Raw genomic sequence first — 24,762 nt, 5'->3', positions numbered from 1 at the left:
GTGGTCGGCACGAGACCATTACTGCTGCGAAACAATGTTCGCGTCCACTATACGGTTCCCGGAATACGGTCAACCCCCAGCCCTCTTGTGGTCTGTGTGTGTGGTTGGTTGATATTTCTATAGAGTTACGGTGACCATAGCGTCGGGGAAACACCCAGTCTCCATTCCGAACCTGGAAGTTAAGCCCTTCAGCGCCGATGGTACTGCGATCGGGAGATCGTGGGAGAGTAGGACGTCGCCGGACATTCACACTGTTAAGGGCCACCCACACGGGTGGCCCTTAACATTTGTCCCAGTACTTCGAGCGGTCGGCCCAGGCGGTCGGCCGCTCTTCTGCGTTCTGGTCAGCCGGGGTTCGTGGCCCTCGGGTTTGCCCTCGATGACCTGCTCGATGGCTCGGCGGGCCCGTCCCGCGCGCGTTCGGGAGTTGGCTACGGGGAGCTGCACGGGGTCGTGCGGGGTGAGGCCGGCATACCGTCGTCGCTGATCCCGGTCATGCGGCCACCTGCGGTCATTCGCCGGCGGCAACGGCGGCTGCGCAGGTTGGTGCGCGCGAGCTGCCGGCCTATAGAGCGGGCGGCTGATGTGTAGCTGTGCCGCTCGAGGCGACGCCGGTGGTCGGCAGATCGCTGTCCTGGTTGCTGCCGGCTGAGCTCGGCGAATCGCACCGATCGGCGAATCGCACCGACTCGCTCCTCGGGTCGCCGGGTCGCTGCCGTCTGGGGGAAATGGAGCTGGAGCAGAGATGATCGCTGGTGCGGGCCGTTGACACTCTGGAACCCGCGGATATCGCGGTCAGGTTCCTCGGTCCGTGTGCGCGGGGGGCTCGTCGCTCAGACGGGACTGTCGCTGTCGCGGCGGGCCCAATGCATCGCGTTGAGCGTCTGTTGTACGTCGCGTTTAGCTTTTGCCGGTGCCGACCCCCGACCAGGCCGGTCAACGTCACCATGCACCAGAGCTCGGTGGGCGGGCCTTGTCCGAGCTGGTTGGGAGACCTGAGCCCCGGCTGCTCCGTCAGGGCGCCAGCGGTCTAGGTGGTCCGATGCGCTTGTCCAGCACAGGCGCCGACTTGTCCAGCACCAAGCGCCGATTGGCCTCGTCGAGGTCTTCGTTGCTGGGGCCGGGTTCGCTCAGCAAGGTTCAACTGGGTTGGGCCGCACGTTGAGCCGAGTGCAGCGTGAGCTCGGTATATCGGCATGGTCGTGCTCTTGCTCGACGCGCCGATCGCCGCCCCCTCCCCGTGAAGCAGCAGGACGGGATTCCCCTCGCCCGTACTCATGGTCCGCGCCCGTACTCGTGGTCGGTATCGCCGCGACGCACGATCCGCTCTGCGACGCTTGTTGAGATGGTCGCGCTCGTTCCCCGGCTCACTGGCCGGGCACGGCTCGGCACGATGGACGCTTGGGGCGTCTTCTCGACACGCGAGCGACATCACCAGCGGCATGGACGCAGCGCCGCGTCTCGTCGCAGGGCACACCATCGCCACCCGGCGGTTCGGACGACTTGTCGAGTTGCGCCGACTCTCCTGTCGAGCTGCGCCGACTCTGCTGGAGTTCTCGACGCCCGGAACGGGTCGTCCGGCGGCGCGGTCGGGTCGAGCCAGTTGCCGAACTGACTTCCGAAGGGCCGGGGCGAGCTGTTTCTGACCTTCAGCCGATGGCTGCCTTCGGTGTAGCGCGCAGCGTTCGAGGTTCGGGGCGGCGTACGTTGGGTCAGTGTTGTTCTAGGTCTTCGGGCGTGATTCCTACCAGGGCGGCTGCGGCGCAGATGTGGACGGGGGAGAGGTCGACAGGGTCGACGGGGGCCTGGAGGAGGGTGCCTCGTTCGAAGGGGGTGAGGCCGATGTCGATGCCGTGGGCGCCGGCGACGAGGCCGCGGACATAGGTGAGCCAGCCCATGGTGGGGATGCCTCGGCGGAAGAGGCCGGCTGCGGTGGCTAGTTCGGTGTCGGCGATGCTGGCCCACTCCGGTTCCCAGATCGTGACTACCGCTCGGAGGACCTGAGCGAAGCGGTCCGGCAGGGCCAGGGCGTCTTCGTCGGTCCAGTGGAGGGTGAGTTGGTCGGAGGCTGTCGTCAGAGTGCTGCCCATGGAGAGGTCGAAGAGCCAGGGGAGCTCGCCGGTGCTCTGGAGATGCAGTCTGGTCGTGCTGGATCCGTTGGAGAGGACCTTGGTGGTCGCCTCGACCATCTCCTGCAGCGGCGTCGTGCCGTCCGCCTCGAGGACGTGGTAACCCCAACGCTCGTCCTGGGTCCAGGCGTGGACGTCAGGGAAGGCTACGGCGACTGCGGTGAGTGTCCGGCCGACCCGCAGTGCGCGGTGCTCGACGGACTCGTCACGGTGGGCCCACTGGGCGCGAAGTAGCCAGGATGCCATCTCACGCCCTCCGTTCGGTGACCGGCTGGAGTTGTCCCACGGACGGTACGCCGCGCGAAGAGGGATTGGCCAGATGTGAGCGGTGGAAGCGGGCGACATCCCCGGTCTGCGAACCCGTCACCCCTCCAGTGTGAACGATGGCCGGGTCGTCGCGGTCCACCGGGGTGCCTTTTACGGAGCATCCCGCCTAAAAACCCCGCTTGCAGAGTCGCTCCACCGCGGTTGGCCCGTGCTGGGCCCCTTTGAGGAGGACCAGATCGCCGTGCGCCTGAGTGCATGAAGTGTCGGCCACGCGATGCTCCGGCGTGAAGCTTGGTGCCAGTCGCTGGCATCAAGCTCGCGTGGTGAGCGGGCGACGGACCCGGTGGCGGTGGCCCAGGTGCCGGTGGACGCCGCGCGCGTTTCCATCGCCCAGACCGGCGAAGGCCCGTGCGGAACCATCGGCGTGACCGCTAGAGGCCCGTCCGGGTCCACCGGCCGGCACCGATAGAGGCTCAGGCCGATCCACCTCGATGTTCCTCGCGGCGGGTCAGGCCGTGTCGAGGGTGGGAGTGGGGAGGTCGAGGGTCGGGGCTGGGCCGCGGTAGGACTCGAGCCAGGTGCGGAGCAGTTCTACCCGGGCGGCGTTCTCTTCGTTGCCCTTGACGACCGGTGACTGGTTGTACGGCATCGTGTCGGAGCTGCGGCGCAGCTTGACGTACAGCCGGGACGACGCCAGGGCGTAGCGCTCCATGTCGTCCTGGAGGGCGCCGATGACGGTGATGTTGCGGTCCCGACCGATCTGCTCGAACAGGGCGACCGCTTCGCGGCGGTGCTGGGAACCGAGGTTGCGGCCCAGTTCGTCCAGGATCAGCAGCAGCGGCCGGTCGCTGCCACCGGCGAGCGCGGCGGCGCAGACCAGCTTGACCGCCTTCTCGTCCATCTGCGCGGTGTTGCCCTTGACGTTGAACGCCGAGAACGGGCCGCCCTCCGAGCGCCGCCACTTCGGTGTGACGGTCCAGCGCCACGGCTTGTCGGGCTCCGACGGCGGGTCGGGCTCCGGGTACTCCAGCTTCGCGCCGTAGCCGCCGTACTGCTGGTCGAGGCGGTCGAACTCCGCCGATACTAGGCGCAGGCGCGACTTGATGCCGTCGGCAAGGGAGGCGCGGTGGGCGCGGGCGGTGCTCTCGGCCTCGCCGAGTCCTTCGCGAGCGCGTTCCAGCGCGGCGTGGCGCTCGGCGCGCTGGTTCGCGATCTGCTGTTGCTGGAGGCTGTCGAACGTCTCGTGCTGCGCGAGATGGCTGGCGAGTGTCCGGTGCAGTGCGGGAACCAGGCCGACGCGGATGCCGAGCGTGCCGTTGGACCAGCCGTCCGGGCCGTTCAGGATCTCCCACAGCTCGGAGGGGATCTCCTCGCGGGAGCGCGCGTTCGGGAAGCAGCGGCGGATGACGTCGTCGAGCTGGGTCGCGGCCTGGTGGTTCCAGTCGGCGGTGGTCCGGCGCTGGGCGTCGATCGGCAGCGCCAGCAGGAACTCGGACGCCTCCTCGACGGTGCCGCCCCAGGCCGTCGTGCGAGATACCAGGTCGAGCGCGGTCTGCTCCTCGAGCAGGACCAGCCGACGGGCGGACAGCTCGTCGAGCAAGCGGTTGTGCTCACGTCGGGTGGCTTCCAGGTTTTTCAGGCGCTCGTCGCGGACGAGCTGCTGGCCGGCAGCTGCCTCGGCGGACTCCTTGGCGGCCTGGAGCTGCGGTGCGAGCGCGTCCCGGTCAGTCGCGTGGCGGTCGTTCTCTTCGCGGAGTGCCAGGATTTGCTCCTGGAGACTCGACGCCGTGCCGAGCGCGCGAGCGGCCGCAGTACGACGCTCGGCCTGCTCGACGCGGGCCCGAGCCTGCTCCAACGCGGCCGAAGCCGCGGCGCGGGCCTCGATCGCTGAGTCCAGCCGGCGCCGGGCCGCCTCGATGCGGGCGGTCCGGCCGGTGATCGGTTCGTCGTGCTGCCCGACCGAGACCACGCCGGCGGCCTCGTCGATGAGCTCCTTCGCGGCCCGGGACGCCAGCGCTTCGAAGAACGCGTCGAGCTGGAACCGCTTGTCCGCCGACGACGGCCCCCGCCCTGGGCCCGCTTGCGCGGAATCAGTCGAGGACGTGCCGGCAGAAGTGGAGACCTTGTCAGCCGCAGCTGACGCGGTGCCGGCCGACTTCGAGACGATGTCGGCAGAAGCATCGAAGGAGGTGCTCGCTGACCCCGCGGGACGGTTCGCCAGGACGAGCAGGAACCCCGCGTACCCCGCCTCGGTCAGGGCTGCCGCTGCGAGGGCGGCGTCGTCGGCGTCGACGACCACGGCCTCGTGGTACGGCGCGAGTCGCGGCTCCCACTCGGCACGGTCGCCGGCGGGCAGCTCGGTGATGTCGGTCAGCGCGCCGCAGGCGATGCCCGCGTTTTCCAGCACCTGCTGCTGCGGCGCAGAGACGGTCTGGCCGCTCTCAGCCTCACGCAGCTCGGCGGTGGCCTGGTCGACGGCCATCCGGGCGGCGTGGTCGCGGCCGATGTGCTCCTCCAGTACGGCGCGAGCCTCGTCCTGCTCGGCCAGGGCGACGTCCAGCTCACGCCCGTCGGCCGAACGGCCGGCATCAACCAGGCGGCGGTGCTCCTGGCCCAGGCGCTCCAACTGCTCGCGAACCGACCGCTGAGCCAAGTCGAGCTCGCGGTCGCGGGCGTCGAGCTTGTCGCGCTCCTGCCGAGTCAGCTGGACGTCGCGCAGCAGGTTCTCTTCGCTGCCGAACGCGTCGATCTCGGTGTCGACCGCCTCGCGCCGGGCCTCCTGCTCAGCGACCCGCTCGTCCAGCTGGGCGAGCTCCTGCAGGATCTCGCCGTTGCGGGCGTCTCCGTCGACCAGATGCCGGGCACATCGCGCGCGCCAGGACTCCTTCGCGGCGGAGAGTGCCTCCCGGGCCGCGGCCCGCTGCAGGATGCCGGCCTCGACGGTCGCCATTTCCTGCTCCCACCGCTGCAGGTCGGCGGCCGCCTGCTTGGTCGCCTCGCGCTGGGTGTGCTCGGCGGAGCGATGTGCTTGCTCCTGCTCCAGCTCGTGGTCGAGGCCGGTGAGGGTCGCGATCGCGTTGAAGATTCGGGCGGGACCGAGCTCGTTGAGCGGCTCGGCCAGCAGGTTGGCGGTCGGGCTGGAGCGGACCGAGGTCGACAGGAAGGAGACGCAGCGAACTTGGCCGCCGTACAGGACCTGGGACAGCTTGTTCGCGTGGAAGTCGGTGCGGCCGTTGGAGTGCGGCAGCGCGGCCCACAACGCGTCGGCGCCGGCCGCGCGCTCGGCCTCGGTTGCGCCGTACGGGACGTGCAGGCCGTTCTTCCAGCGCAGGTCCAGGTACGACGCCTTGCGGTTGATCCGGATCCAGACGGTGATCGCGGCGGCCTCGATCTCGGCCAGGTCGGTCAGGTCCGGGTCGGAGAACACGCCGACGATGTAGCCGCGGTCGACGTTGGACCAGTTGCCTTCCTGGCCGGCGGCCTCGGCGGTGAACAGCAGCTCGGCGGCACCCGGCGCGCCGCTGGTCAGACGCCACTGGTCATCGGCGTGCAGCAGCGACAACGCGGCGATCCAGGACGACTTGCCGGCGCCGTTGGAGTCGGTCGGGCCCTGCCCGGCGACGGTGACCAGGCCCTGGCCGACCATCGGGATCGGGTGCGTCGACAGCCGGGACAGGTCGACGACCTGGACGCCGAGCAGCACCTTCGAGCCGAGGATGTCGAACGGGCCGTCCGTCGACCCGTCCGCAGCCCGTCCGGCTCCTGCTGGTGTGCTCATGCCGCTCCTTCTTCTCCGGTGAGTCCTTTGCGCGCGCGGATGGCCTCCGCGATCGGGCTGGCCGGGGCGGCCGCGAGGATCAGCTGGTCCTGCAGGCGCCGCCGCGCGGCCGGGGTGAGACGTTGCAGTTGCGGGCCGGGGATGTAGCTCGGTCCGCCCGAGTGGTCGCCGGACAGCTGGACCAGGCCGGCGGCGCGGAGCCGCTGCAGGGCGAGGCGCCGGTCTTCCCCGCTGATCCTGGTGGTGCGCAGTTCGTCGACGGTGGTGGGGCGGGCCGACTTCCAGCTGTCGCCGGTCAGGATGCCTTCGCTGCGGGGGATCGCGACCGAGTGCACGAGGACCAGGACGAGGACGGCGCGGTCGACGGCCGAGAGGGGTTGCCAGCCCTGGGCGGTGAGAGTCGCGGCGACGTCGTCGGCGTAGCCGGAGGTCCAGTGGGTGCCGTCGACCTTGACCAGGGTGCGGCCGATGAGGGTCAGCATCTTCTGCACCTGGCGGCGCAGGGTGACGTCGCGGAGGCCGGGGAGCTGGACTTCGGCGACCGGGTTGGCGGCGTACTGGACCGCGCTGAACGCCGCGAGCACCTCGTCGCGGGAGCGATCGCTGAGGTCCTGCAGGATCGGGTCGAAGAGCGCGTGCTGCTCGGTCATCCGGACTGCTCCGTACTCCGTGCCGGGGCGGAGGGCGCAGGCGAGGTCGAGGTGAGGGACGGCGAGGGGTCAGGGGTCGGGCCCGGCGCACCGTCCGCCGGCGGCGCAGCAGGGGAAGGCAAAGCGGAGGCGGCGGCCTGATCGGACGACGGAGCCGGACCGTCCGCTGAGGCGGCTACCGGCAGCGGATCCGGCGTCGGCTCGGGCGCGCGCGCGACCAGTACGGCGGGAGGCGGGTCCGGGAGAACTCTGCAAATCTCCCGCAGGGTCGCCAGGTCGCTGGGGCTCCAGGTGATGGTCCGGGGACCGAGGCGGACTTCGCCTGCCTTTTCGTTCCAGAGCAGCCAGTGGGTGGCGTGCAGCCGACGCAGGCTGCCGATGATCAGGGTCAGGTCGCTGGACTGCTCGGCGCGGCCGCGCATCCCGGCGTACACGGCCTTGACCTGGGCGAGCGTGCCGGTGACGCCAGGCCAGGTCGACGCGTCCCGGTCGGTCCAGCAGCAGGCGACGCAGATGGCCAGGACGCGAGCCGTCTCGTTCGGCATCTCCACGGCGACGGGTGGCGCGCCGAGCTCCTCCAGTACGCCGTGACCTGCGCCGTCCGGCACTGTCGGCAGCATCCACAGGCCCGACCCGTCAGGCTCGACCGCGCGAGCCAGTCCGGCGACGGCGGGTGTGTCGGCCGGGACCTTCTGTGGGCCGCCCGACTGGACCTTCGCCCACCACAACGCGTTGTAGGCGCGCCCGTTCTCCACCACGTCGGCACTCATCGGCTGATCCGCCGGAACGTTCCTTCGGTCACCCACGGCGTCCCCGCCGACGGGTCGATCCGCATCCCGTCCGACCAGACCAGCTCGTAGTCCAGCTCGTCGTGGAGATGCGCCGCGGTCAGCTCGGCAAGGACCCGGCGCGCGGTGACCCAGTCGCCGGCGTTGTCGACCACGTCGCCGATGTCGACGCTGTCCCGCCCGGCCAGGATGCGCTCCGCCTCCGCGCGCAGATCCTCCCGGTCGGTCGCGGCGGCGGACTCGGGCGCCTCGACCTCCGCCGACGGGCGCGGCGGCGCCATCCGCGCGGTACCGGTACGGCGGCCGGTCTCGACCGCCTCCAGCATCGTTTCGGGGGAGAAGTCCGGCGCCGCGGCGTCGAAGAGCAGCCCATCCAGTACGCCGGCCAGCGTCTCCGTGTCACTGGTCCGGGTGAACGTCAGCCAGGTCTCGATCGGCAGCAGTCCCAGCGCCCGGGTCGTCCCGGCGCGCTCCACCAGCCGGCCCGCGGCCAGTTGCACAGCGTCGGCGTACGCCGCCAGCGCCATCCGCAGCTGGGTGCAGACCCGGTGCAGGCCGGGCCAGCGCTCGAGCACGATCCGGTGCACCTTCTCGGCCTGTTCGATCAGCCGCTCGTTGCCCCAGGCGAGCTGCGCGTTCTCCCGGAGCTGCGCGGTCGTGCTGGTGGAGACCAGGATGGCCAGCTCGTTGCCGAGCAGCCGGAACACCTTGGTCAGCCGCTCGACCGACGCCTGCCCTTCCTGCTCGGTGGCGCGCGGGTCGCTCACGCTGTGCGCCTCGAGGGTGAGCAGCTGGTGCAGCTCGCCCTGACCGCCCTGCACCGACATCCGGCGCAGGAACATCAGCATCACGTACGGCGCGAACGCCGCCCGGTGGCGCAGCTCGTTCGGCCGGTCGACGAGTTTGGTGATGGCGCCGTACTGCCGCAGCACCTCGAACCGGCGCACCACCACGTCGTGCGGGAAGGACCGGCAGGCCAGCGTCGCCTGCTCGACGGTCATGCCGTCGCTGCCTGCCTCGGCGAACGCGTCCAGGATCGCCTGGTCGACGTCGAGCAGCTCGGGGTCGACGATCATCGCCCCGGCCTCGCGGGCGAGCACGGCGAACACCTGCCGGTAGACCCGCAGTACCGCGGCTTCCGCCTCGGCGTCCAGCAACGTGGCGTCCATCGATCCTCCTCCCGTGGGCCGCCGGCCGGGAACCGCGATCGGCGACCAGACCCAGGACTCTAGCGACCGCCGCCGACCGACGAAAAACCGAGGGAGCGCGACCTGTGGACATCCCCGGCCGCCCAGGAACCCTCGGGACACGACTGCGCCCAGGGACCGGCGCGATCGGCAGCAGGGTCAGCGCGGCGCGGCGGTCGAGTCGCGGGTGATGAGGCGGACGCCCAGGGTGATCGGGTCGGCGGGATGCTCGCGGCGCTCGACGGCGGCCAGCAGCAACCGGACCGCGATCGCCGCCTTCTGCGGGATGTCCTGCGCGATCGTGGTCAGCTTCGGTGTGACGTAACGGCTCAGGTCGAGATCGTCGAAGCCGAGCACGGACACGTCGCCGGGCACCGAGCAGCCCGCCTCGGCGAGCCCTTCCATGATGCCGATCGCCAGGATGTCGGCCGTGGCGAAGACGGCGGTCGCCTCCGGGTGGGACTGCATCAGCCTCAGACCGAGGTCGCGGCCGCTGCCGTGCGTGGTCGTCTCGACGGTGACGATCCGCTCGATCCAGGTCAGTCCCGCCTCGGCGTACGCGGCGCGGAAGCCCTGGTAGCGCTGGTGCACCACGCCGACATCGGAGAAGGCCGGTCCCGCGAACACGATCTCGCGGTGCCCGAGGGCCAGCAGGTGCCGGGCAGCGAGCAGGGCGCCGGTGTGGTCGTCGGACCGTACACCGGTGGTCAGCGGGTTCGCCGAGTAGCTGTCGATCGCCAGCAGCGACACCTTGCCGACGGTCCTCGCGGTCAGCCGGTCGATCTCCTCGTCGAGGAAGCCGAGCAGGACCGCGCCGTCCAGGCTCCACGACTGCAGCGCCTCGGCCACCTCGGCCGGCTGGGAGATCCCGCGCAGCAGCAGGTGGTAGCCGCCCTTGCGCAGCTCGCGCTCGATCAGGCCGACGATCGCGACGTTGTGCGGGCTGATCATCAGGCTGTCCTCGTCGGCGGCCGGCACCAGCAGGCCGATCAGCTTCGACGACTTCGCCGCCAGGCTGCGCGCCGACGCGCTCGGCACGTAGCCGCGCTCGGCGACGATGCGCTGGATCCGCTCGATCGTCTCCGGGGAGACCCGCGCCCGCTTGCCGTTCACCACGTTCGACACCGTCATCATGCTGACCCCGGCCTCGTCGGCGATGTCCTTCAGCGTGACCCGCACCAGTTCTCCCTTCGCCCCGCCACGATATCGCCTCGCGGTGTTGACAGCCTCCCGTCGGCGACCGTACGGTCCCTGCAAGGTGGAGCGCTAAACCTACCATAAATCAAGGCGAGCGGAGCCGAGTGTGAGCGACGAGTCGTGGTGGCGGACCGCGGTGATCTACCAGATCTACCCGCGCAGCTTCGCCGACGGGAACGGCGACGGGACCGGTGATCTGGCCGGCGTCCGGTCCCGGCTGCCGTACCTGCGCAGCCTGGGCGTCGACGCGCTCTGGTTCACGCCGTGGTACCTCTCGCCGCTGGCCGACGGCGGGTACGACGTGGCCGACTACCGGGTGATCGACCCGGCGTTCGGCACGGTCGAGCAGGCCGAGCAGTTGATCGCGGAGGCCGCCACCCTGGGCATCCGCACGATCATCGACATCGTCCCGAACCACGTCTCCAGCGAGCACGCCTGGTTCCGGGCCGCGCTGGCCGCCGAGCCGGGTGCGCCGGAGCGGGAGCGGTTCTGGTTCCGCGGCGGTGAGGAAGTGCCGACGAACTGGGTCTCCAGCTTCTCCGGCGACACCTGGACCAGGACCAAGAACCCGGACGGTACGCCGGGGGAGTGGTACCTGCACCTGTTCACCCCCGAGCAACCCGACCTGAACTGGAACCACCCCGACGTACGCCGTGAGCACGAGCAGGTCCTGCGGTTCTGGTTCGACCGTGGCGTCGCCGGGATCCGGATCGACTCGGCCACCATGCCGGTGAAGGACCCGTCGTTGCCGCAGCTCGGGGAGACCGAGCAGCACCCGTACGTCGACCGTGACGGCGTGCACGACATCTACCGGGCCTGGCGGGCGGTCGCCGACTCCTACCACCCGCCGCGGGTGCTGGTCGGTGAGATCTGGCTCGCTGACGCCGAGCGGTTCGCCCGTTACCTGCGCCCCGACGAGATCCACACCGCGTTCAACTTCGAGCTGATGGCCCGGCCGTGGCACGCCGCGGAGCTGCGCGACTCGATCGTCAGCACGCTCGCCGCGCACGCGCCGGTCGAGGCCCCGGCCACCTGGGTCCTGTCCAACCACGACGTCACGCGCCCGGTCACCCGGTACGGGCGCGAGGACAGTTCGTTCTCCTTCGCCACCAAGCGGTTCGGCGTACCGACGGATCTGGGGCTGGGTACCCGGCGGGCGCGAGCGGCGGCGTTGCTGACGGCAGCGCTGCCGGGATCGCTCTACGTCTATCAGGGGGACGAGCTTGGGCTGCCCGAGGTCGAGGACCTGCCGCTGACCGCGCTGCAGGACCCGATCTTCCATCGGTCCGACGGCCACGACCCGGGGCGTGACGGGTGCCGGGTGCCGTTGCCGTGGACAACCACCGGCGCGAGCTTCGGCTTCAACAGTCAGGGCTTCGGTCCGTGGCTGCCGCAGCCGGCGGACTGGGCGACCAGGTCGGTGGAGGCGCAGGATAACGACCCGGACTCGATGCTCACCCTCTACCGGAGCGCCCTGCGGCTGCGCCGGTCCTTCGCGGAGTCGTTCGGCTGGCACGAGCTCGACACCGGCGACCTGATCGCGTTCACCCGCGGCGACGTGCTCTGCCTGGTGAACCTCGGAGCGGCGTCCGTGCCGCTGCCCCCGCAGTACGAAGTCCTGCTCGCCAGCGTGCCGCTCGACGCGGGTGAGCTGTCCACCGACGCCGCTGCCTGGCTCCGGCCGATCCACTCAGGAGTTTGACCCATGAAGAAGCTGATCACCTCGCTGGCGCTGACGGGGCTGCTCGCCGCCCTCACCGCGTGCTCCGGGGCAGACGACACCGACCAGACGGCCGACAGCGGTCCGGTGACCCTGAAGGTCGCTCGTGACCCCGGGCTGGACAAGGGCGCGGTCGCGGCCTTCGACGAGCGGGTCGCGCAGTTCGAGAAGGCCAACCCGGACATCGACGTGGTGCCGCAGGAGTACAACTGGACGGCGACCACGTTCACCGCCCAGCTGGCCGGCAACACGCTGCCCGATGTGTTCACCGTGCCGTTCACGGACGGCCGCGGCCTGATCGAGCGCAAGCAGATCGCCGACATCAGCGGTCTGGTCAGCGCCCTCCCGTACGCCGGCAAGTTCAGCGCCACCGTCACCAAGGCGGGGCAGGCCGACGACGGCAAGATGTGGGCGGTCCCGATCGCTGCCTACGGCCAGGCGCTGCACTACAACCGCACTCTGTTCAAGCAGGCCGGACTCGACCCGGACAAGCCGCCGGCGACCTGGGACGAACTGCGCAGCGCGGCGAAGCAGATCGCCGACACGACCGGTAAGGCCGGCTACGCCCAGCTGACCGCCGACAACACCGGCGGCTGGATCCTCACCACGCTGGACTACGCCTTCGGTGGCCGGGCGGAGAAGCTCGACGGTGACAAGGCGACGGCCGAGCTCGACACCCCGCAGATGACCGAGGTCCTCCGACTGTTGAAGTCGATGCGCTGGGATGACAACAGCATGGGGTCGAACTTCCTCTACGACTGGGGCAGCATCAACCAGGCGTTCGCGGCCGGCCAGATCGGCATGTACGTCTCCGGCGGCGGCAACTACGGCTCGCTGGTCACCCAGAACGCGCTCAAGCCGGCCGACTACGGCGTCACGGTCGTACCGCTCAAGGACAGCCCGGACGCCGGTGTGCTGGGCGGCGGCACGCTGGCGACGGTGAGTGCGAAGGCCAGTGAGCCGGTGAAGGCGGCCGCGGTGAAGTGGATCGACTTCTACTACTTGAAGAAGCTGGTTGACCAGCAGTCCGCCGTACTGGACGCGAAGACGATCGCTGCGTCGAAGCAGCCGGTCGGGGTGCCGCAGCTGCCGGTGTTCGACAAGGCGACCTACGACAAGTCGCTGAAGTGGGTCGCGCAGTACGTCAACGTGCCGCTGGCGCAGATGACGCCGTACACGGACAAGATGTTCGACCAGCCGCTGGTGACAGAGCCGTCCCGGTCGACCCAGGAGGTGTACAAGATCCTCGACCCGGTCGTGCAGTCGGTGCTGACCCAGAAGGACGCCGACATCGCCGACCTGCTGAAGAAGGCCGACGCAGAGGCGCAGGCCCTGCTGGACCGGAACTGACCGATGGCCGCAGAGATCCGTCCGGCGCCCCTGGTGATTCGCCGGACCGAGGCCGGCCGCCGCCGGACCCCCCTGAGCTGGGTCCGGGGCGGCGGGCTGAGCACTCTGGTGTTCCTGCTGCCGCTGCTGGTGGTGTTCGGGATCTTCTCCTGGTTCCCGATCGGCCGGGCGGTGTTGATGAGCTTCCAGGAGACCAATCTGGTCACTCCGGCGACGTTCGTCGGGCTGCAGAACTTCCGCGACGTGCTGGCCGACCCGCTGCTGTGGACCGCGGTCAAGAACACCCTGTACTTCGCAGCGCTGGCGTTGCTGTTCGGCTATCCCGTCCCGCTGCTGGCAGCGGTGCTGATGAGCGAGGTGCGCCGGTTCAAGGGGCTGTACAGCGCGCTGGCGTACCTGCCGGTGGTGATCCCGCCGGTGGTCGCGGTGCTGCTGTGGAAGTTCTTCTACGACGCGTCGCCGACCGGAGTGTTCAACACCATGCTCGGTTGGGTCGGCATCGGCCCCGTCGCCTGGCTGCAGGACTCCGGTACGGCGATGCCCGCGCTGGTGCTGGAGGCGACCTGGGCCGCCGCGGGTGGCACGGTGATCATCTACCTGGCCGCGCTGACCGGCGTCTCCACCGACCTGTACGAGGCGGCGGAGATCGACCGGGCGTCGATCTGGCGCAAGATCTGGCACGTCACGCTGCCGCAGCTGCGCGGCATCCTGCTGATCACCTTCATCCTGCAGATCGTCGGGACCGCGCAGGTGTTCCTGGAGCCGTTCCTGTTCACCGGCGGCGGTCCGGCCAACTCGACGACCACGATCCTGCTGCTGATCTACAACTACGCGTTCGCGAACAGCCTTGGCGGCGCCTACGGCTCGGCGACCGCGCTGAGCATCATGCTGGCGGTCGTACTCGGGCTGCTGTCCGCGCTCTACTTCCGGCTGACCCGCTCCTGGAGCACCTCATGAGCAGGGGCATCCTGTCCGGTTCCGACTGGCGCCGCCCGGGCATCCGTCGTACGGCGTACGGGGTGCACGGCGTGCTGCTGGTCCTGCTGTTCCTGGCGGGGCTGGGACCGATGCTGTGGCTCGCCAAGGCGGCGATCACGCCGACTCAGGACACGCTGCGGGCTCCGCTCGAGATCTTCCCGAACGGGGTCGACTGGGCCAACCTGTCGACCGCGTGGACCCGGGTGGAGATCGACAAGTACTTCTTCAACACCGTCGTGCTCGCGGCCGGGTCCTGGCTGGTCCAGTTGCTGGTGGCAACGACGGCCGGTTTCGCCCTCGCCGTCCTGCGGCCGCGGTACGGCAAGGTGCTGACCGGGGTGGTGCTGGCGACGCTGTTCGTGCCGTCGGTGGTGCTGCTCGTCCCGCTGTACCTGACGGTGGTCGACCCACCGTTGCTCAAGGCTTCACTGACCAACTCGTTCTGGGCGGTCTGGCTGCCGGCCGGGGCCAACGCGTTCAACATCCTGCTGGTCCAGCGGTTCTTCGCGAACCTGCCGCGGGAGGTGTTCGAGGCCGCCACGGTCGACGGCGCGGGGCCGTTCCGGCTGTTCTGGTCGGTGGTGCTGCCGATGTCGCGGCCGATTCTCGGAGTGGTCTCGGTGTTCGCCGTGATCGCCGCCTGGAAGGACTTTCTCTGGCCGTTGCTGGTGCTGCCCGATCCCGATCTGCAGCCGCTGTCGGTGCGGCTGCCCGCGTTGCAACGTTTCGTCGAGCTCGACGTGTTTCTCGCCGCGCTCGCGATCTCCACTGTCATCCCGGTCGCACTGTTCCTGGTGTTCCAGCGCCTCTTCCTGAAGTCCGGGGCGCTGGGTGGTGCGGTCAAGGGGTGAATCCGCCCAACCCGCTGCACAGAAGGGCTCACCCATGCCCAGATTCCGAAGCCTTGCCGCGCTTGTCGTCGCGGCCCTGACCCTGACCGGCACCACCGTCCCCGCCGCTCACGCCGCCTACTCCATCACGGTCGAGGCGGAGAACGCCGTTCTCGCCGGGGGAGCGGTCGCCCAGACCGAGCACTCCGGGTACTCGGGAAGCGCGTACGTCGGCGGCTTCACCGACCCGAACAAGGGAACTGCCGCGGTCACAGCGACGGTGGCTCCGCCATCCACCGGAAGCTATCGCCTGGCGCTGCGCTACGCGAACGGCACCGGCTCCGCCAAGACCCTGTCCCTGTACGTCGGCGGTGCCAAGGTGCAACAGGTCACTCTGCCCGCGACGTCGGGCTGGGCCGGTTGGGGAGAGGTCAGTACGACGCTCTCGCTGACCGCCGGTGCGAAGTCCATCGCGTACCGTTTCGACGCGTCCGACTCGGGCAACGTCAACCTCGACAAGCTGATCGTGACGGACGCGCCTGCCGCCGCGGAGGGCACCCAGGAAGCCGAGAACGCCGTGCTGTCCGGCGGCGCCACGGTGTCCACCGGGCACGCGGGCTACACGGGGACGGGCTTCGTCGGCGGCTACACCGACGGGAACAAGGGCAACGCCGCAACGACGTTCTCGGTCAACTCGGCCAAGTCCGGCTCCGGCACCGCGACACTGCGCTACGCCAACGGGACCGGCGTCGCGATGACGTTGTCGCTCTACGTCCGAGGCACCAAGCTCCGGCAGATCAGCCTGCCGCCGACCTCCGGCTGGGCGAGCTGGGGTACGTCGGCGGAGTCCGTCCCGCTGATCGCCGGAGCCAACACCATCGCGTACAGGTTCGACGCGTCCGACTCGGGCAACGTGAATCTCGACAACCTGACCGTCACCCCGCCCACCGATGTACCGCCGGCCGACGGCGCAGGTCTGGAAGGTGGCTTCCTGTCCGGTGGCGCGAGCGTCGGTACGTCGATCAGCGGGTTCGCCGGCAGTGGGTATGTCACCGGGTTCACCACTGTCGGCAGCCGGGTGATCCGCACCGTCAAGCTGAACGCCGCCGGCAACGCGGCCACGACGTTGCGCTACAGCAATCCGACGGGCAGCACCAAGACCCTCAGCGTCTACGCCAACGGCGTCCGGGTGGGCCAGGTGTCGTTGCCGGCGGCCAGTGGTTGGTCGACGGTCCAGCAGGCGCTGCCGTTGCGGGCCGGACTCAATCTGATCGGCTACCAGTACGACTCGGGTGACAGCGGCAACGTCTCGCTCGACGACCTGACGGTGACGGGGTCGGCCGCGCTCGCGACGCGGGGAGCAACAGTCGCGTACACCGAGTACGAGGCGGAGAACAGCAGCACGAATGGGACCGTGCTCGGCCCGGACCGCACGTACCGGACCATCCCGTCGGAGTCGTCCGGGCGGCGGGCCGTCCGGCTCGACAACGCCGGCAAGTACGCGCAGTTCACGCTGACCCAGCCCACCAACTCCCTGGTCGTGCGGTACTCGATCCCGGACAACGCGGCCGGCACCGGGATCACCGCCCCGCTCGGCATCTACGTCGGCGGGGCGAAGGTCAAGGATGTCACGCTGACCTCGGCGTACAGCTGGGTGTACGGCAACTACCCGTTCCCGAACGACCCGGCGCTGGGCAACGGGCACCGGTTCTACGACGAGGTCCGGACCACGCTGCCGAACTACCCGGCGGGCACCGTGCTGAGGCTGCAGAACGACACCGGCACACCGATCACGGTCGACCTGATCGACACCGAGGTCGTCGCCCCGGCGCTGACTGCTCCGGCCGGCGCGCTCGACGTCACGGCGTACGGCGCGGTGCCGGGTTCGGGCGACGACACGGCCGCCTTCGGCACGGCGATCAGCGCGGCGAAGGCGCAGGGCAAGCCGCTGTGGGTCCCGGCCGGCACCTTCGACCTGACCAACCGGCTGAACGTCGACAACGTCGCCGTCCGCGGCGCCGGGATGTGGCACACCACGATCCGCGGTAACAACGGGCTCGGCGGCTTCCTCGGAACCGGCAGTGCCATCCAGTTGGCCGACTTCACCTTCGCCGGGGACGTGCGCCACCGCGATCCCGACGGCGTCGTCACCACGCACGCGGCGATGCAGGGCGACTTCGGGACCGGCTCGCTGATCCACAACGTCTGGGTCGAGCACGCCAAGGTCGGGCTCTGGGTGAACAACGCGAACGGGCTGTACGTGGCCGGTGTCCGGATCCGCAACACCTTCGCCGACGGTGTGAACCTGAACGACACGGTCAGCAGCTCCCGGGTCGACCAGAGCGTGCTGCGCAACACCGGCGACGACGCGCTGGCGATGTGGTCGTACTCGGCCTCGGTCACCAACTGCGCGTTCACCTTCAACACGGCGACACTGCCCGCGCTGGCCAACACGGCCGGCATCTACGGCGGTAACGGCAACCGGATCGAGGACAACCTGTTCTCCGACACCGTCTACACCGCGTCGGGTATCACCGTCTCGACCTGGCACGGGGCCCAGCCGTTCGCGGGGACGACGGTGGTGCAGCGCAACACGATCACACGAGCGGGCGGGTTCAACACGGACTGGAACAGCAGCCAGGGGGCGCTGTGGATCTACGCGGAGTCCCGTGACATCAGCGCGCCGGTGCTGATCAAGGACGTCGACATCGTGGACAGCACGTACCAGGGCATCCTGCTGACCTGGCAGCGGCCGATCACCAACATCACCTTCGACCGGGTCAAGGTGAGTGGCGCCGGCACGTACGGCATCGAGATCCTGAGTCCCGGCTCGGGCACGTTCAACTACGTGACGGTGGCCGGTGCCGCAGCCGGTGGTCTCAACAACACCACCGGCTTCACCCTCCACCGGGGCCCGGGCAACTCCGGCTTCTGAAGCTGCACCACTCATCAAGCGCTCGCGAGCGTGGACCGACACAGCCGGTTCACGCTCGCGACGGTGTGCGTGCCGAGAGGTTGCTGAGTGGTGGGCGACCGGGGTGCCGTCGGCAGGCCGCGCACGGGCGGCCAGAATGGGGCGACGGTCGAGGCGGAGGGAGTCAACGTGGCGTTCGTGCCAGGCGAGGTGGTCGCACCGGGGGATCCGCGGATCCTGCTGGAAGGGCAGTGGGGGCACGAGCCCGGGCTCGCGATCACGGTGAACTCCGGCTCCCGGCTGTCGTTCGGCTTCAGCGGGACCGGCGTCCAGTTGCTGTTCGACACCGACGGCCTGACCGTCGCCCCGCAGCTCTGGGTGTCCGTCGACCAGGCCGAGCCGACGCTGCACCTGATCGAGCAGCCGGTGCTCGAGCTGACGGTTCCCGACGGCCGGCACACGGTCGACCTCGTCGTGAAGGACGTCAACGAGTTCGTCAACCGCTGGAACCCGCCGTTCGCCTGCGCGGTGATCTTCGCCGGGCTGGTGCTCGACGCGACCACCCGGCTGCGGCTGGGGGCTCAGCCAGGCGGTCCGCGGTTCGAGTTCTACGGCGACTCGATCACCCAGGGCGTCCGCGCGCTGAGCGCAGACCCGGAGTCGGCCGGTGCCGACGGGGCGAAGTCGTTCGCGTACCTGACCGCCCGCGCGTTCGGCGCCACGGCGTACCAGGTGGGCTTCGGCCGTCAGGGCGTACTGCGCACCGGCAACGGCGAGGTGCCGGCGGGGACCGATTCCTTCGGCTGGAACTTCGCCGGCTCACGCGCGCTCCGCATCGCCGCCCCCGACCTGGTCGTGCTGAACCTCGGCGTGAACGACGAGACGCTGACAGCCGACCAGTACGCCGGCTACCTGCGGACCGTGCGCGCGGCGTACCCCGGCAGCACGATCGTGGCCCTGAGCCCGTTCAGCGGGAAGTTCGCCGGCGAGATCGCGGCCGGGGTGAAGGCCGTGGAGGACCCGGCTGTCCACTACGTGCCCACCGACGGCTGGATCACCGAGGCCGACTGCACCGACGGCCTGCACCCTTCGGTCTCCGGGCACGCCAAGATCGCGGACCAGTTGGTCCCGGTCCTGCAGCGGCTCACCGGCTTGTCCCCGCGCTGACCGTCGGCGCATTGCCGTCGCGCAGCCGGCGGAGGACGATGACGGGGTGGCGGAGAGCGAGTTCGCGAACGTCGACGACTACCTGGCGACGCAGCCCGCGGAGGTCCGCGAGGTGCTGGAGAACGTCCGGCAGGTGCTGCACGACGCCGTCCCGGGTGCGGGGGAGACGATCAGCTACAACATGCCCACGCTCACCCTGGACGACAAGCCGCTGCTGTACTTCAGCGGGTGGAAGCAGCACATCTCGCTCTACCCGATCCCGCCGGTCGACGAGGATCTCGCCGCCGCGATCACGCCGTACATCGCAGGCAAGGGCACGCTGAAGTTCCCGCTGCAGGAGCCCATCCCGTACGACCTGGTCGCCAGGATCGCCGGAGCCTTCGTCGCCGGCCGGGGGAAGTAGAGTCGCGTCAGCGGTTCAGGAGCTCGGCGGGATCGGCCGCGGGCGGTCCCGCGAGCGTCCAGTCGCCGAAGTGCTCAGTGAACAGGTACCAGAGCCCGTCCTGCCCCAACCGCAGCTGCTGCCGCTCCAGCGACACCCGATTCCCGTCGACGACCACCCGCCGCCCGCCGGCGAGCTGGCTCAAGGCGGCGATCCCTTCAGCCATCTGCTCGGCGGAAACCGTGCCGGTGGCACCCGGCTGGTCCTCGCCGACGCCGTCAGCTGCCGGGGAGGTCTCGGTCGCCACCGCGAGCCCTGCCGCACCGGCCTCCCGCCAGGCGACCGCCCAACTGGTCAGCTGCCGTGACGACACCCCCGCTCGATGCGCCAGATCCGCCAACGCCGACGTGCCCAGCATGCTCGCCGCCCGCCGCGCCAAATCCTGCTCGAACGTCAGCCGCAGCCCACCGTTCCCGTCGCCGACCGCCAGCTCCCACGCCCGTCGCGCCGCGTCCGTCGCCAACGCCACCAGGTCCTGCCCTTCGACCCCCGACGCCCGCGGCGGCGCCAACGCCAGCACCGCCGCCGGCACCCCAGCCTGAGCTCCCGGGCGAGGCGGCACCGGCACGTCGTGCGAACGGCCCACCGCTTCTTCGCCGGACAGCTCAGCGGCAAACGCCTGCCGAGCCAGTACGCCGACCGGCCGCGTCCGCACCTTCAACGGCTCCCCGGACACCGACGTCCGCCGGGACCGCAGAGCCGCCAGCAACTCGTCCCTCCGCCGGCCACGCAGCAACATCAACGCGAACGGATCCTCGTCCAGCTCGTCCGCGATCAGGTAGCACACCGCCGCCGAGTGCTTGCACGGCACCGCGAAGTCCGGGCAGTTGCAGGCGGTCCGCACCTCACCGGCCGTCGGCAGCAGCTCCAACCCCGCCGCCTGCACGTCCTCGACCAGTTCCGGCGGCAACTCCCCGTCCAGCAGCGCCGCCACCCGCCCGATCTGCGCCGACACCACGTCGAGCACGGCGTCCCACTCGGCGTCCGAGAACGCCCGGATCTTCACCGTCACCCCGTACGGCGTGACGCGGCTGCCCTGCACCTCCGCCCGGACCACCCCCGGGTCCACCGTCAGCTCCAGCACGCTGCCGCGCCGCGCGTACGATCGGCCGCGTCCTAACCGATTCGGGTCCAGCCGCGCCCGCTGCTCCAACGCCTCCAGCCAGGCCTTGCCCCACCAGGTCGCCCCGAACGGCCGCCGGCTGCCGGCACCCTTGGCCGCGGGCAACCCCGCGTTCTCTCCGGATCCCCGCCACCCTCGCCACGGCGTACGGTCGGGGACGTCCGGCACTGGTCGATCGTCCGGGCTCATCAGGGAGTTTTCCCAACAGCTGAAGGGTTGTACGCGCTCGCGGCGCCTGACTTCGGTGGAGTGGTGGACAGCTCGACCAGCTCAGTCAGCTCTGTGTCGGACAGCTCGCTGAGCCACGCCTCGCCGGAGCCGATCACCGCGTCGGCCAGCTCACGCTTGGCGGCGATCACTGTCGCGATCCGATCCTCCAGTGTGTGCTCGGTCACCAGTCGGTGCACCTGCACCGGCCGGTCCTGCCCGATTCGGTACGCGCGGTCCGTTGCCTGGTCCTCGACCGCTGGGTTCCACCAGCGGTCGTAGTGCACGACATGCGTCGCCTTCGTCAGCGTCAGCCCGACTCCACCAGCCTTCAGCGAGAGCAGGAACACCTGGGACTCACCTGCCTGGAACTGCTCCACCATCTGCTGTCGCCGGCGCACTCCGACCCCGCCGTGCAGGAACAGTGCGCCGATCTGGCGTGCCGCGAGATGTGCTTCGATCAGCCGGCCCATCTCGACGTACTGGCTGAAGATCAGCACCGACTCGCCTTCGGCCAGGATCACGTCGAGCAGCTCGTCGAGCGCCGCCAGCTTCCCGGACCGGCGGGGGAGCGGACCCGGCTCGTGCAGGAACTGCGCCGGATGGTTGCAGACCTGCTTGAGCTGCGTCAGCAGACTCAGTACGAGCCCGCGCCGCTCGATCCCCTGCGCCTGCTCGATCTTGGCCAGCGTCTCCCGCGCGACCGCCTGGTAGAGCGTCGCCTGCTCGGCCGTCAGCGGTACGACGACGTCGTGCTCGGTCTTGCGCGGCAGCTCCGGCGCGATGCCCGGATCGGTCTTGCGGCGGCGGAGCAGGAACGGCCGGGTGACCCGCGCCAGCCGCGCGGTCGCCTCGTCGTCGTGGTACCGCTCGACCGGTACGGCGATGTCGTGGCGGAACCGGTCGAGCGTGCCGAGCAGCCCCGGCGCGGACCAGTCGAGGATCGACCAGAGCTCGGAGAGCCGGTTCTCCACCGGCGTACCGGTCAGCGCCAGTCTCGTTGCGCCTGGCAACGTCCGGAGGGCCCGCGCGGTCCGGGACAGCGGGTTCTTCGCGTGCTGCGCCTCGTCCGCGACCACCAGGCCCCAGCGGATCTCGCCGAGCACCCGGTGGTCCTGCCGAACCACGCCGTACGTCGTGAGCACGACCTCGTCGTCACCCAGATCGCTCAGCGACCGGCCGGCTCCGTGGTACCGGCGGACGGCGACCTCGGGGGCGAACCGCTCCAGCTCGCGCTCCCATGTCCCGAGCAGTGTCGACGGGCAAACCACCAGCGTCGGCCCACGGCGGCGACCGGCGAGGTGGAGGTGCAGCGCGATCACCTGGATGGTCTTGCCCAGGCCCATGTCGTCGGCGAGGCAGCCGCCCAGTCCGAGCTCGGCCAGCTGCGCCATCCAGGCGACGCCGCGTCGCTGGTAGTCGCGCAGGGTGGCCCGCAACCCGGCCGGCTCGACGAACGGCTCCGGGTCCTCGGCGGTCCGCAGCCGGTCGAGCATGGTCTGCAGGGAGCCGCCGGCGTCGAACGGGACGAGCTCTCCATCCACCTCGATGCTGCCGGTCAGTGCCGCGGCGAGCGCCTCGGAGCCGGTCAGCCGGCGCGTCCCGCCGCGCCGCAGCTTGCGCACGAGGTCCTGGTCGATCCGGACCCAGCGTCCGCGCATCCGAATCATCGGCCGCTTCGCCTCAGCCAGCGCGGAGATCTCCTGCTCGGTCAGCTCCGACCCGTCGAGCGTCGGCCGCCACTTGAACGCCAGCAGGTCGTGCAGGGAGAAGTCCGGCCCGGTGACCGCGCCCGGTGTCGGCGTGGCCTGCACGGACCCGCGGATCGCCAGCTCACCGGCGAAGAGCTCAGCGGGCCACAACACCTCGATGCCCGCGCCGTCCAGCGCCGTACTGTCCGCCGCCAACTCGTCCAGCGCCGCGTCATCCACCGGGATCTCCGCCGGAGCCGCATCCGCCAGCGCAGTGCCCAACGGCGGCCACACCCTGGCTCCGCGCCGCAACGCCAGCAGCAGATCGGTCTCCGCTCGCTCGCCGAGCGCAGCCAGGACAGCAGGCGGCGCACTCCACACGTCAGCGACGTCGACCAGCAGGCTGGGATCCACCCCACTGCGCAGCTGCAGCACAGCCCGGAACTCGGCGGGGGGACCCTCGGCGTCCGCTCGCTCATCGCTCTCCGCAGCGGGCGCGGTCCGCGGGTGCGCCGCGCCCTGCGTGTGCTCCGCGTCCTGCGTGTGCTGGGTCAACTCGTCGGGCGGCGGTTCGATGCGGAGCACCAGGCGCGCCCCGGCCTCCTCAGCCCGCGCCGTCTCACTCAGCCAATCGGTCGGCCCCGTCGGCTTCGTCGGCTCCAACTCCGCGAAGGCCGCGGCACCAGCTCGTACTGCGACCCCAGCGGCCGGCGTACGCACCAAGGTGTCGGCCAGCGCGTCCCAGAACGCCCGCACGAGGTCCTCCGGCACGACCAGCCGCAGCGGCCGGGAACCCTCGACCGCCACCGCATGCCCGTACGGCGGCATCGCGTCTGCCAGCTTCTTCAGCCACCCGCGATCGCCCGGATCCAGCGGCGCCACCCGCCACGCCCCGAATCCGGTCGGGCTCACCTCCGGGACGACCCGCCCTCGCCCGACCAGCCCGAGCCCGGCCCACGCCGCCGCCACCCAAGCTCGCCGGCTGACCGACTGCCCTGCGCCTTGCTCCTGGGGCGACCGCGGCACGCCGTACTCGTCGTCGGCGCGCGTCAAGTACTCGACCGCCTCCGTGATGCTCAGCAGCCGCGCCGGGACCAGCACTCGCCGCACCCGCTCGCCGCGCGGCTGAACGAGCTCGACCCGGCCGTCCACTCCCAGCGAGGTCGCGGGGCCTTCGCCGTACAGCGCCAACCGGCCCGCGCGCGGCGGGTCGGCGGGAAGGAAGACCACCTCGACCACCCACCGCAGCGTACGCGCCCGCGCCGACAAACCGCGCTGAGCTTGACCTCAACGCAAGTTCAGGTTGCAGCCTGGCTCCTGCAAGCCGACAGTGACAACCTTTGGAGCGACAATCCATGCGTGCAGCAGTAGTGACCCGCTTCGGCGGCCCCGAGGTCATCGAGATCCAGGACCTGCCGGCCCCCGCGCCCGGTGCAGGGGAGGCGCTGATCGACGTCGAGCTGACCGATCTGATCTTCGTCGAGACCGCGATCCGTGAGGGCGCGCACGGCGGCTTCTTCGACGTCACCCCGCCGTACGTGCCCGGCAACTCCTTCGGCGGCGTCGTGCGTGCCGTGGGCGAGGGAGTCGGTGCGGACTGGATCGGCAAGACCGTCGTCGGCCGGACAGCATCCTTCGGTGCCCACGCCGAGCAGGTTGTCGCGCCGGCCGAAAACCTGCAAGAACTGCCCGCCGGGCTCGCGCTGGAGACGGCCGTCGCTGTGGCGGGCGACGGAATCACCGCGCTCATGCTGGAGGAGCTCGTCCCCGCCCTGGCCGGCCGCAAGGTGCTGGTGACCGCGGCAGCCGGCGGGATGGGCGTCTTGCTGGTCCAGCTCGCTCACCGGGCCGGCGCGCAGGTCATCGGCGCCGCCCGCGGCCGCGCCAAGCTCGACCTGGTGAAGGCTCAGGGCGCCGACGTGGTGGTCGACTACGCCGAGCCGGGCTGGGACAAGCAGGTGCTGGAAGCAACCGACGGGCACGGACCCGACGTCGTGTTCGAGGGGGCCGGGGGAGCGCTCGGCGCAACGGCGTTCGAGATCGTCGCCGACGGCGGCTGGTTCTCCGCGCACGGAGCGGCGAGTGGCGGGTTCGCGCCCTACGACGAGGCGGAGGCTGAGCGGCGTGGCATCACCGTCAAGGGCATCGTGGACCTCCGCGCCGACACCACCTCGACGACCGTCACCACCGCCCAGGTCCTCGACCGGGCAGCACGCGGCGACGTGGCCCCGGTGATCGACCGGGTGTTCCCGCTCGATCAGCTGGCCGACGCGCACCGCGCGATGACCGGCCGCCAACTGGTGGGCAAGGCGCTGATCCGGATCCAGTGACCCCGTCGGTTAGC

The 24,762-nt window shown here is 70.4% G+C and carries 16 protein-coding genes and 1 rRNA gene; 9 read left to right on the top strand and 8 right to left on the bottom strand.

The window, feature by feature from the left end; translation table 11 throughout:
* The first annotated feature begins 126 nt into the window (after positions 1-126).
* Positions 127-244: ribosomal RNA gene (rrf, locus tag KFLA_RS23190) — 5S ribosomal RNA — on the top strand.
* A 1,468-nt stretch (positions 245-1,712) separates the two neighbouring features.
* Here the strand turns inward: rrf and KFLA_RS23185 are convergent.
* From KFLA_RS23185 to KFLA_RS23160, 6 genes are all read right to left on the bottom strand, one after another.
* Positions 1,713-2,375 carry a hypothetical protein gene (locus KFLA_RS23185; RefSeq protein ID WP_012922254.1) on the bottom strand — a complete coding sequence of 221 codons (663 nt, stop codon included), beginning with the start codon at positions 2,373-2,375 and terminating at the stop codon, positions 1,713-1,715.
* A gap of 529 nt (positions 2,376-2,904) precedes the next feature.
* Positions 2,905-6,174 (bottom strand): coiled-coil domain-containing protein, encoded by a 3,270-nt coding sequence (locus tag KFLA_RS23180; RefSeq protein ID WP_012922253.1) that lies wholly within the window; start codon positions 6,172-6,174, stop codon positions 2,905-2,907.
* Entirely contained in the window at positions 6,171-6,824 is a 654-nt protein-coding gene (locus tag KFLA_RS23175) for a hypothetical protein (protein WP_012922252.1), read from the bottom strand. The genes KFLA_RS23180 and KFLA_RS23175 overlap by 4 nt, the downstream gene beginning before the upstream one ends.
* On the bottom strand, positions 6,821-7,594 hold the full coding sequence (locus tag KFLA_RS23170; RefSeq protein ID WP_012922251.1) for a hypothetical protein: 774 nt from the start codon (positions 7,592-7,594) through the stop codon (positions 6,821-6,823). The genes KFLA_RS23175 and KFLA_RS23170 overlap by 4 nt, the downstream gene beginning before the upstream one ends.
* The gene (locus KFLA_RS23165) at positions 7,591-8,781 is read right to left on the bottom strand and encodes a hypothetical protein (protein WP_012922250.1); all 1,191 of its coding nucleotides are present in this window, start codon (positions 8,779-8,781) and stop codon (positions 7,591-7,593) included. Before KFLA_RS23165 ends, KFLA_RS23170 begins: the two co-directional genes overlap by 4 nt.
* Before the next feature lie 177 nt (positions 8,782-8,958).
* Positions 8,959-9,978, bottom strand: coding sequence for a LacI family DNA-binding transcriptional regulator (locus KFLA_RS23160; RefSeq protein ID WP_012922249.1), 1,020 nt, complete (start codon positions 9,976-9,978; stop codon positions 8,959-8,961).
* A 124-nt stretch (positions 9,979-10,102) separates the two neighbouring features.
* Between KFLA_RS23160 and KFLA_RS23155 the strand changes: the two genes are divergently transcribed.
* From KFLA_RS23155 to KFLA_RS23125, 7 genes are all read left to right on the top strand, one after another.
* Entirely contained in the window at positions 10,103-11,698 is a 1,596-nt protein-coding gene (locus KFLA_RS23155) for a glycoside hydrolase family 13 protein (protein ID WP_012922248.1), read from the top strand.
* A gap of 3 nt (positions 11,699-11,701) precedes the next feature.
* Positions 11,702-13,066: an extracellular solute-binding protein gene (locus tag KFLA_RS23150; protein WP_012922247.1), complete on the top strand. Its 1,365-nt coding sequence runs from the start codon at positions 11,702-11,704 to the stop codon at positions 13,064-13,066.
* Positions 13,067-13,069: 3 nt separating this feature from the next.
* Positions 13,070-14,023, top strand: coding sequence for a carbohydrate ABC transporter permease (locus KFLA_RS23145; RefSeq protein WP_012922246.1), 954 nt, complete (start codon positions 13,070-13,072; stop codon positions 14,021-14,023).
* On the top strand, positions 14,020-14,895 hold the full coding sequence (locus KFLA_RS23140; protein ID WP_012922245.1) for a carbohydrate ABC transporter permease: 876 nt from the start codon (positions 14,020-14,022) through the stop codon (positions 14,893-14,895). Before KFLA_RS23145 ends, KFLA_RS23140 begins: the two co-directional genes overlap by 4 nt.
* Before the next feature lie 34 nt (positions 14,896-14,929).
* Positions 14,930-17,809, top strand: coding sequence for a CBM35 domain-containing protein (locus tag KFLA_RS23135; protein ID WP_012922244.1), 2,880 nt, complete (start codon positions 14,930-14,932; stop codon positions 17,807-17,809).
* A gap of 168 nt (positions 17,810-17,977) precedes the next feature.
* Positions 17,978-18,955 (top strand): GDSL-type esterase/lipase family protein, encoded by a 978-nt coding sequence (locus KFLA_RS23130; RefSeq protein WP_237706576.1) that lies wholly within the window; start codon positions 17,978-17,980, stop codon positions 18,953-18,955.
* Positions 18,956-19,001: 46 nt separating this feature from the next.
* Entirely contained in the window at positions 19,002-19,358 is a 357-nt protein-coding gene (locus KFLA_RS23125; RefSeq protein ID WP_012922242.1) for an iron chaperone, read from the top strand.
* 7 nt (positions 19,359-19,365) lie between these two features.
* On the opposite strand, the gene KFLA_RS23120 is transcribed toward KFLA_RS23125, so the two are convergent.
* Together KFLA_RS23120 and KFLA_RS23115 are read right to left on the bottom strand one after the other, a co-directional pair.
* Positions 19,366-20,688: an SWIM zinc finger family protein gene (locus KFLA_RS23120; RefSeq protein ID WP_237706575.1), complete on the bottom strand. Its 1,323-nt coding sequence runs from the start codon at positions 20,686-20,688 to the stop codon at positions 19,366-19,368.
* Between the two features lie 20 nt (positions 20,689-20,708).
* A complete protein-coding gene (locus KFLA_RS23115) occupies positions 20,709-23,657 on the bottom strand; it encodes a DEAD/DEAH box helicase (RefSeq protein ID WP_272941264.1) in 2,949 nt (982 codons plus the stop codon).
* 116 nt (positions 23,658-23,773) lie between these two features.
* Here KFLA_RS23115 and KFLA_RS23110 point away from each other — a divergent pair, with 116 nt between their 5' ends.
* A complete protein-coding gene (locus KFLA_RS23110; protein ID WP_012922239.1) occupies positions 23,774-24,748 on the top strand; it encodes a zinc-binding dehydrogenase in 975 nt (324 codons plus the stop codon).
* Positions 24,749-24,762: the final 14 nt, after the last annotated feature.

This window comes from Kribbella flavida DSM 17836, from assembly GCF_000024345.1.
In the GTDB taxonomy this organism is placed as follows: Bacteria; Actinomycetota; Actinomycetes; order Propionibacteriales; family Kribbellaceae; genus Kribbella; species Kribbella flavida.
This window is presented reverse-complemented; position numbering and strand designations above follow the sequence as displayed.

Excerpts from the sequence above, each read along its gene's own strand:
- KFLA_RS23170 (WP_012922251.1), bottom strand. The coding sequence starts at position 7,594 with ATGAGTGCCGACGTGGTGGAGAACGGGCGCGCCTACAACGCGTTGTGG.
- KFLA_RS23150 (WP_012922247.1), top strand. The coding sequence starts at position 11,702 with ATGAAGAAGCTGATCACCTCGCTGGCGCTGACGGGGCTGCTCGCCGCC.
- KFLA_RS23185 (WP_012922254.1), bottom strand. The coding sequence starts at position 2,375 with ATGGCATCCTGGCTACTTCGCGCCCAGTGGGCCCACCGTGACGAGTCC.
- KFLA_RS23110 (WP_012922239.1), top strand. The coding sequence starts at position 23,774 with ATGCGTGCAGCAGTAGTGACCCGCTTCGGCGGCCCCGAGGTCATCGAG.
- KFLA_RS23175 (WP_012922252.1), bottom strand. The coding sequence starts at position 6,824 with ATGACCGAGCAGCACGCGCTCTTCGACCCGATCCTGCAGGACCTCAGC.
- KFLA_RS23145 (WP_012922246.1), top strand. The coding sequence starts at position 13,070 with ATGGCCGCAGAGATCCGTCCGGCGCCCCTGGTGATTCGCCGGACCGAG.
- KFLA_RS23180 (WP_012922253.1), bottom strand. The coding sequence starts at position 6,174 with ATGAGCACACCAGCAGGAGCCGGACGGGCTGCGGACGGGTCGACGGAC.
- KFLA_RS23135 (WP_012922244.1), top strand. The coding sequence starts at position 14,930 with ATGCCCAGATTCCGAAGCCTTGCCGCGCTTGTCGTCGCGGCCCTGACC.
- KFLA_RS23165 (WP_012922250.1), bottom strand. The coding sequence starts at position 8,781 with ATGGACGCCACGTTGCTGGACGCCGAGGCGGAAGCCGCGGTACTGCGG.
- KFLA_RS23140 (WP_012922245.1), top strand. The coding sequence starts at position 14,020 with ATGAGCAGGGGCATCCTGTCCGGTTCCGACTGGCGCCGCCCGGGCATC.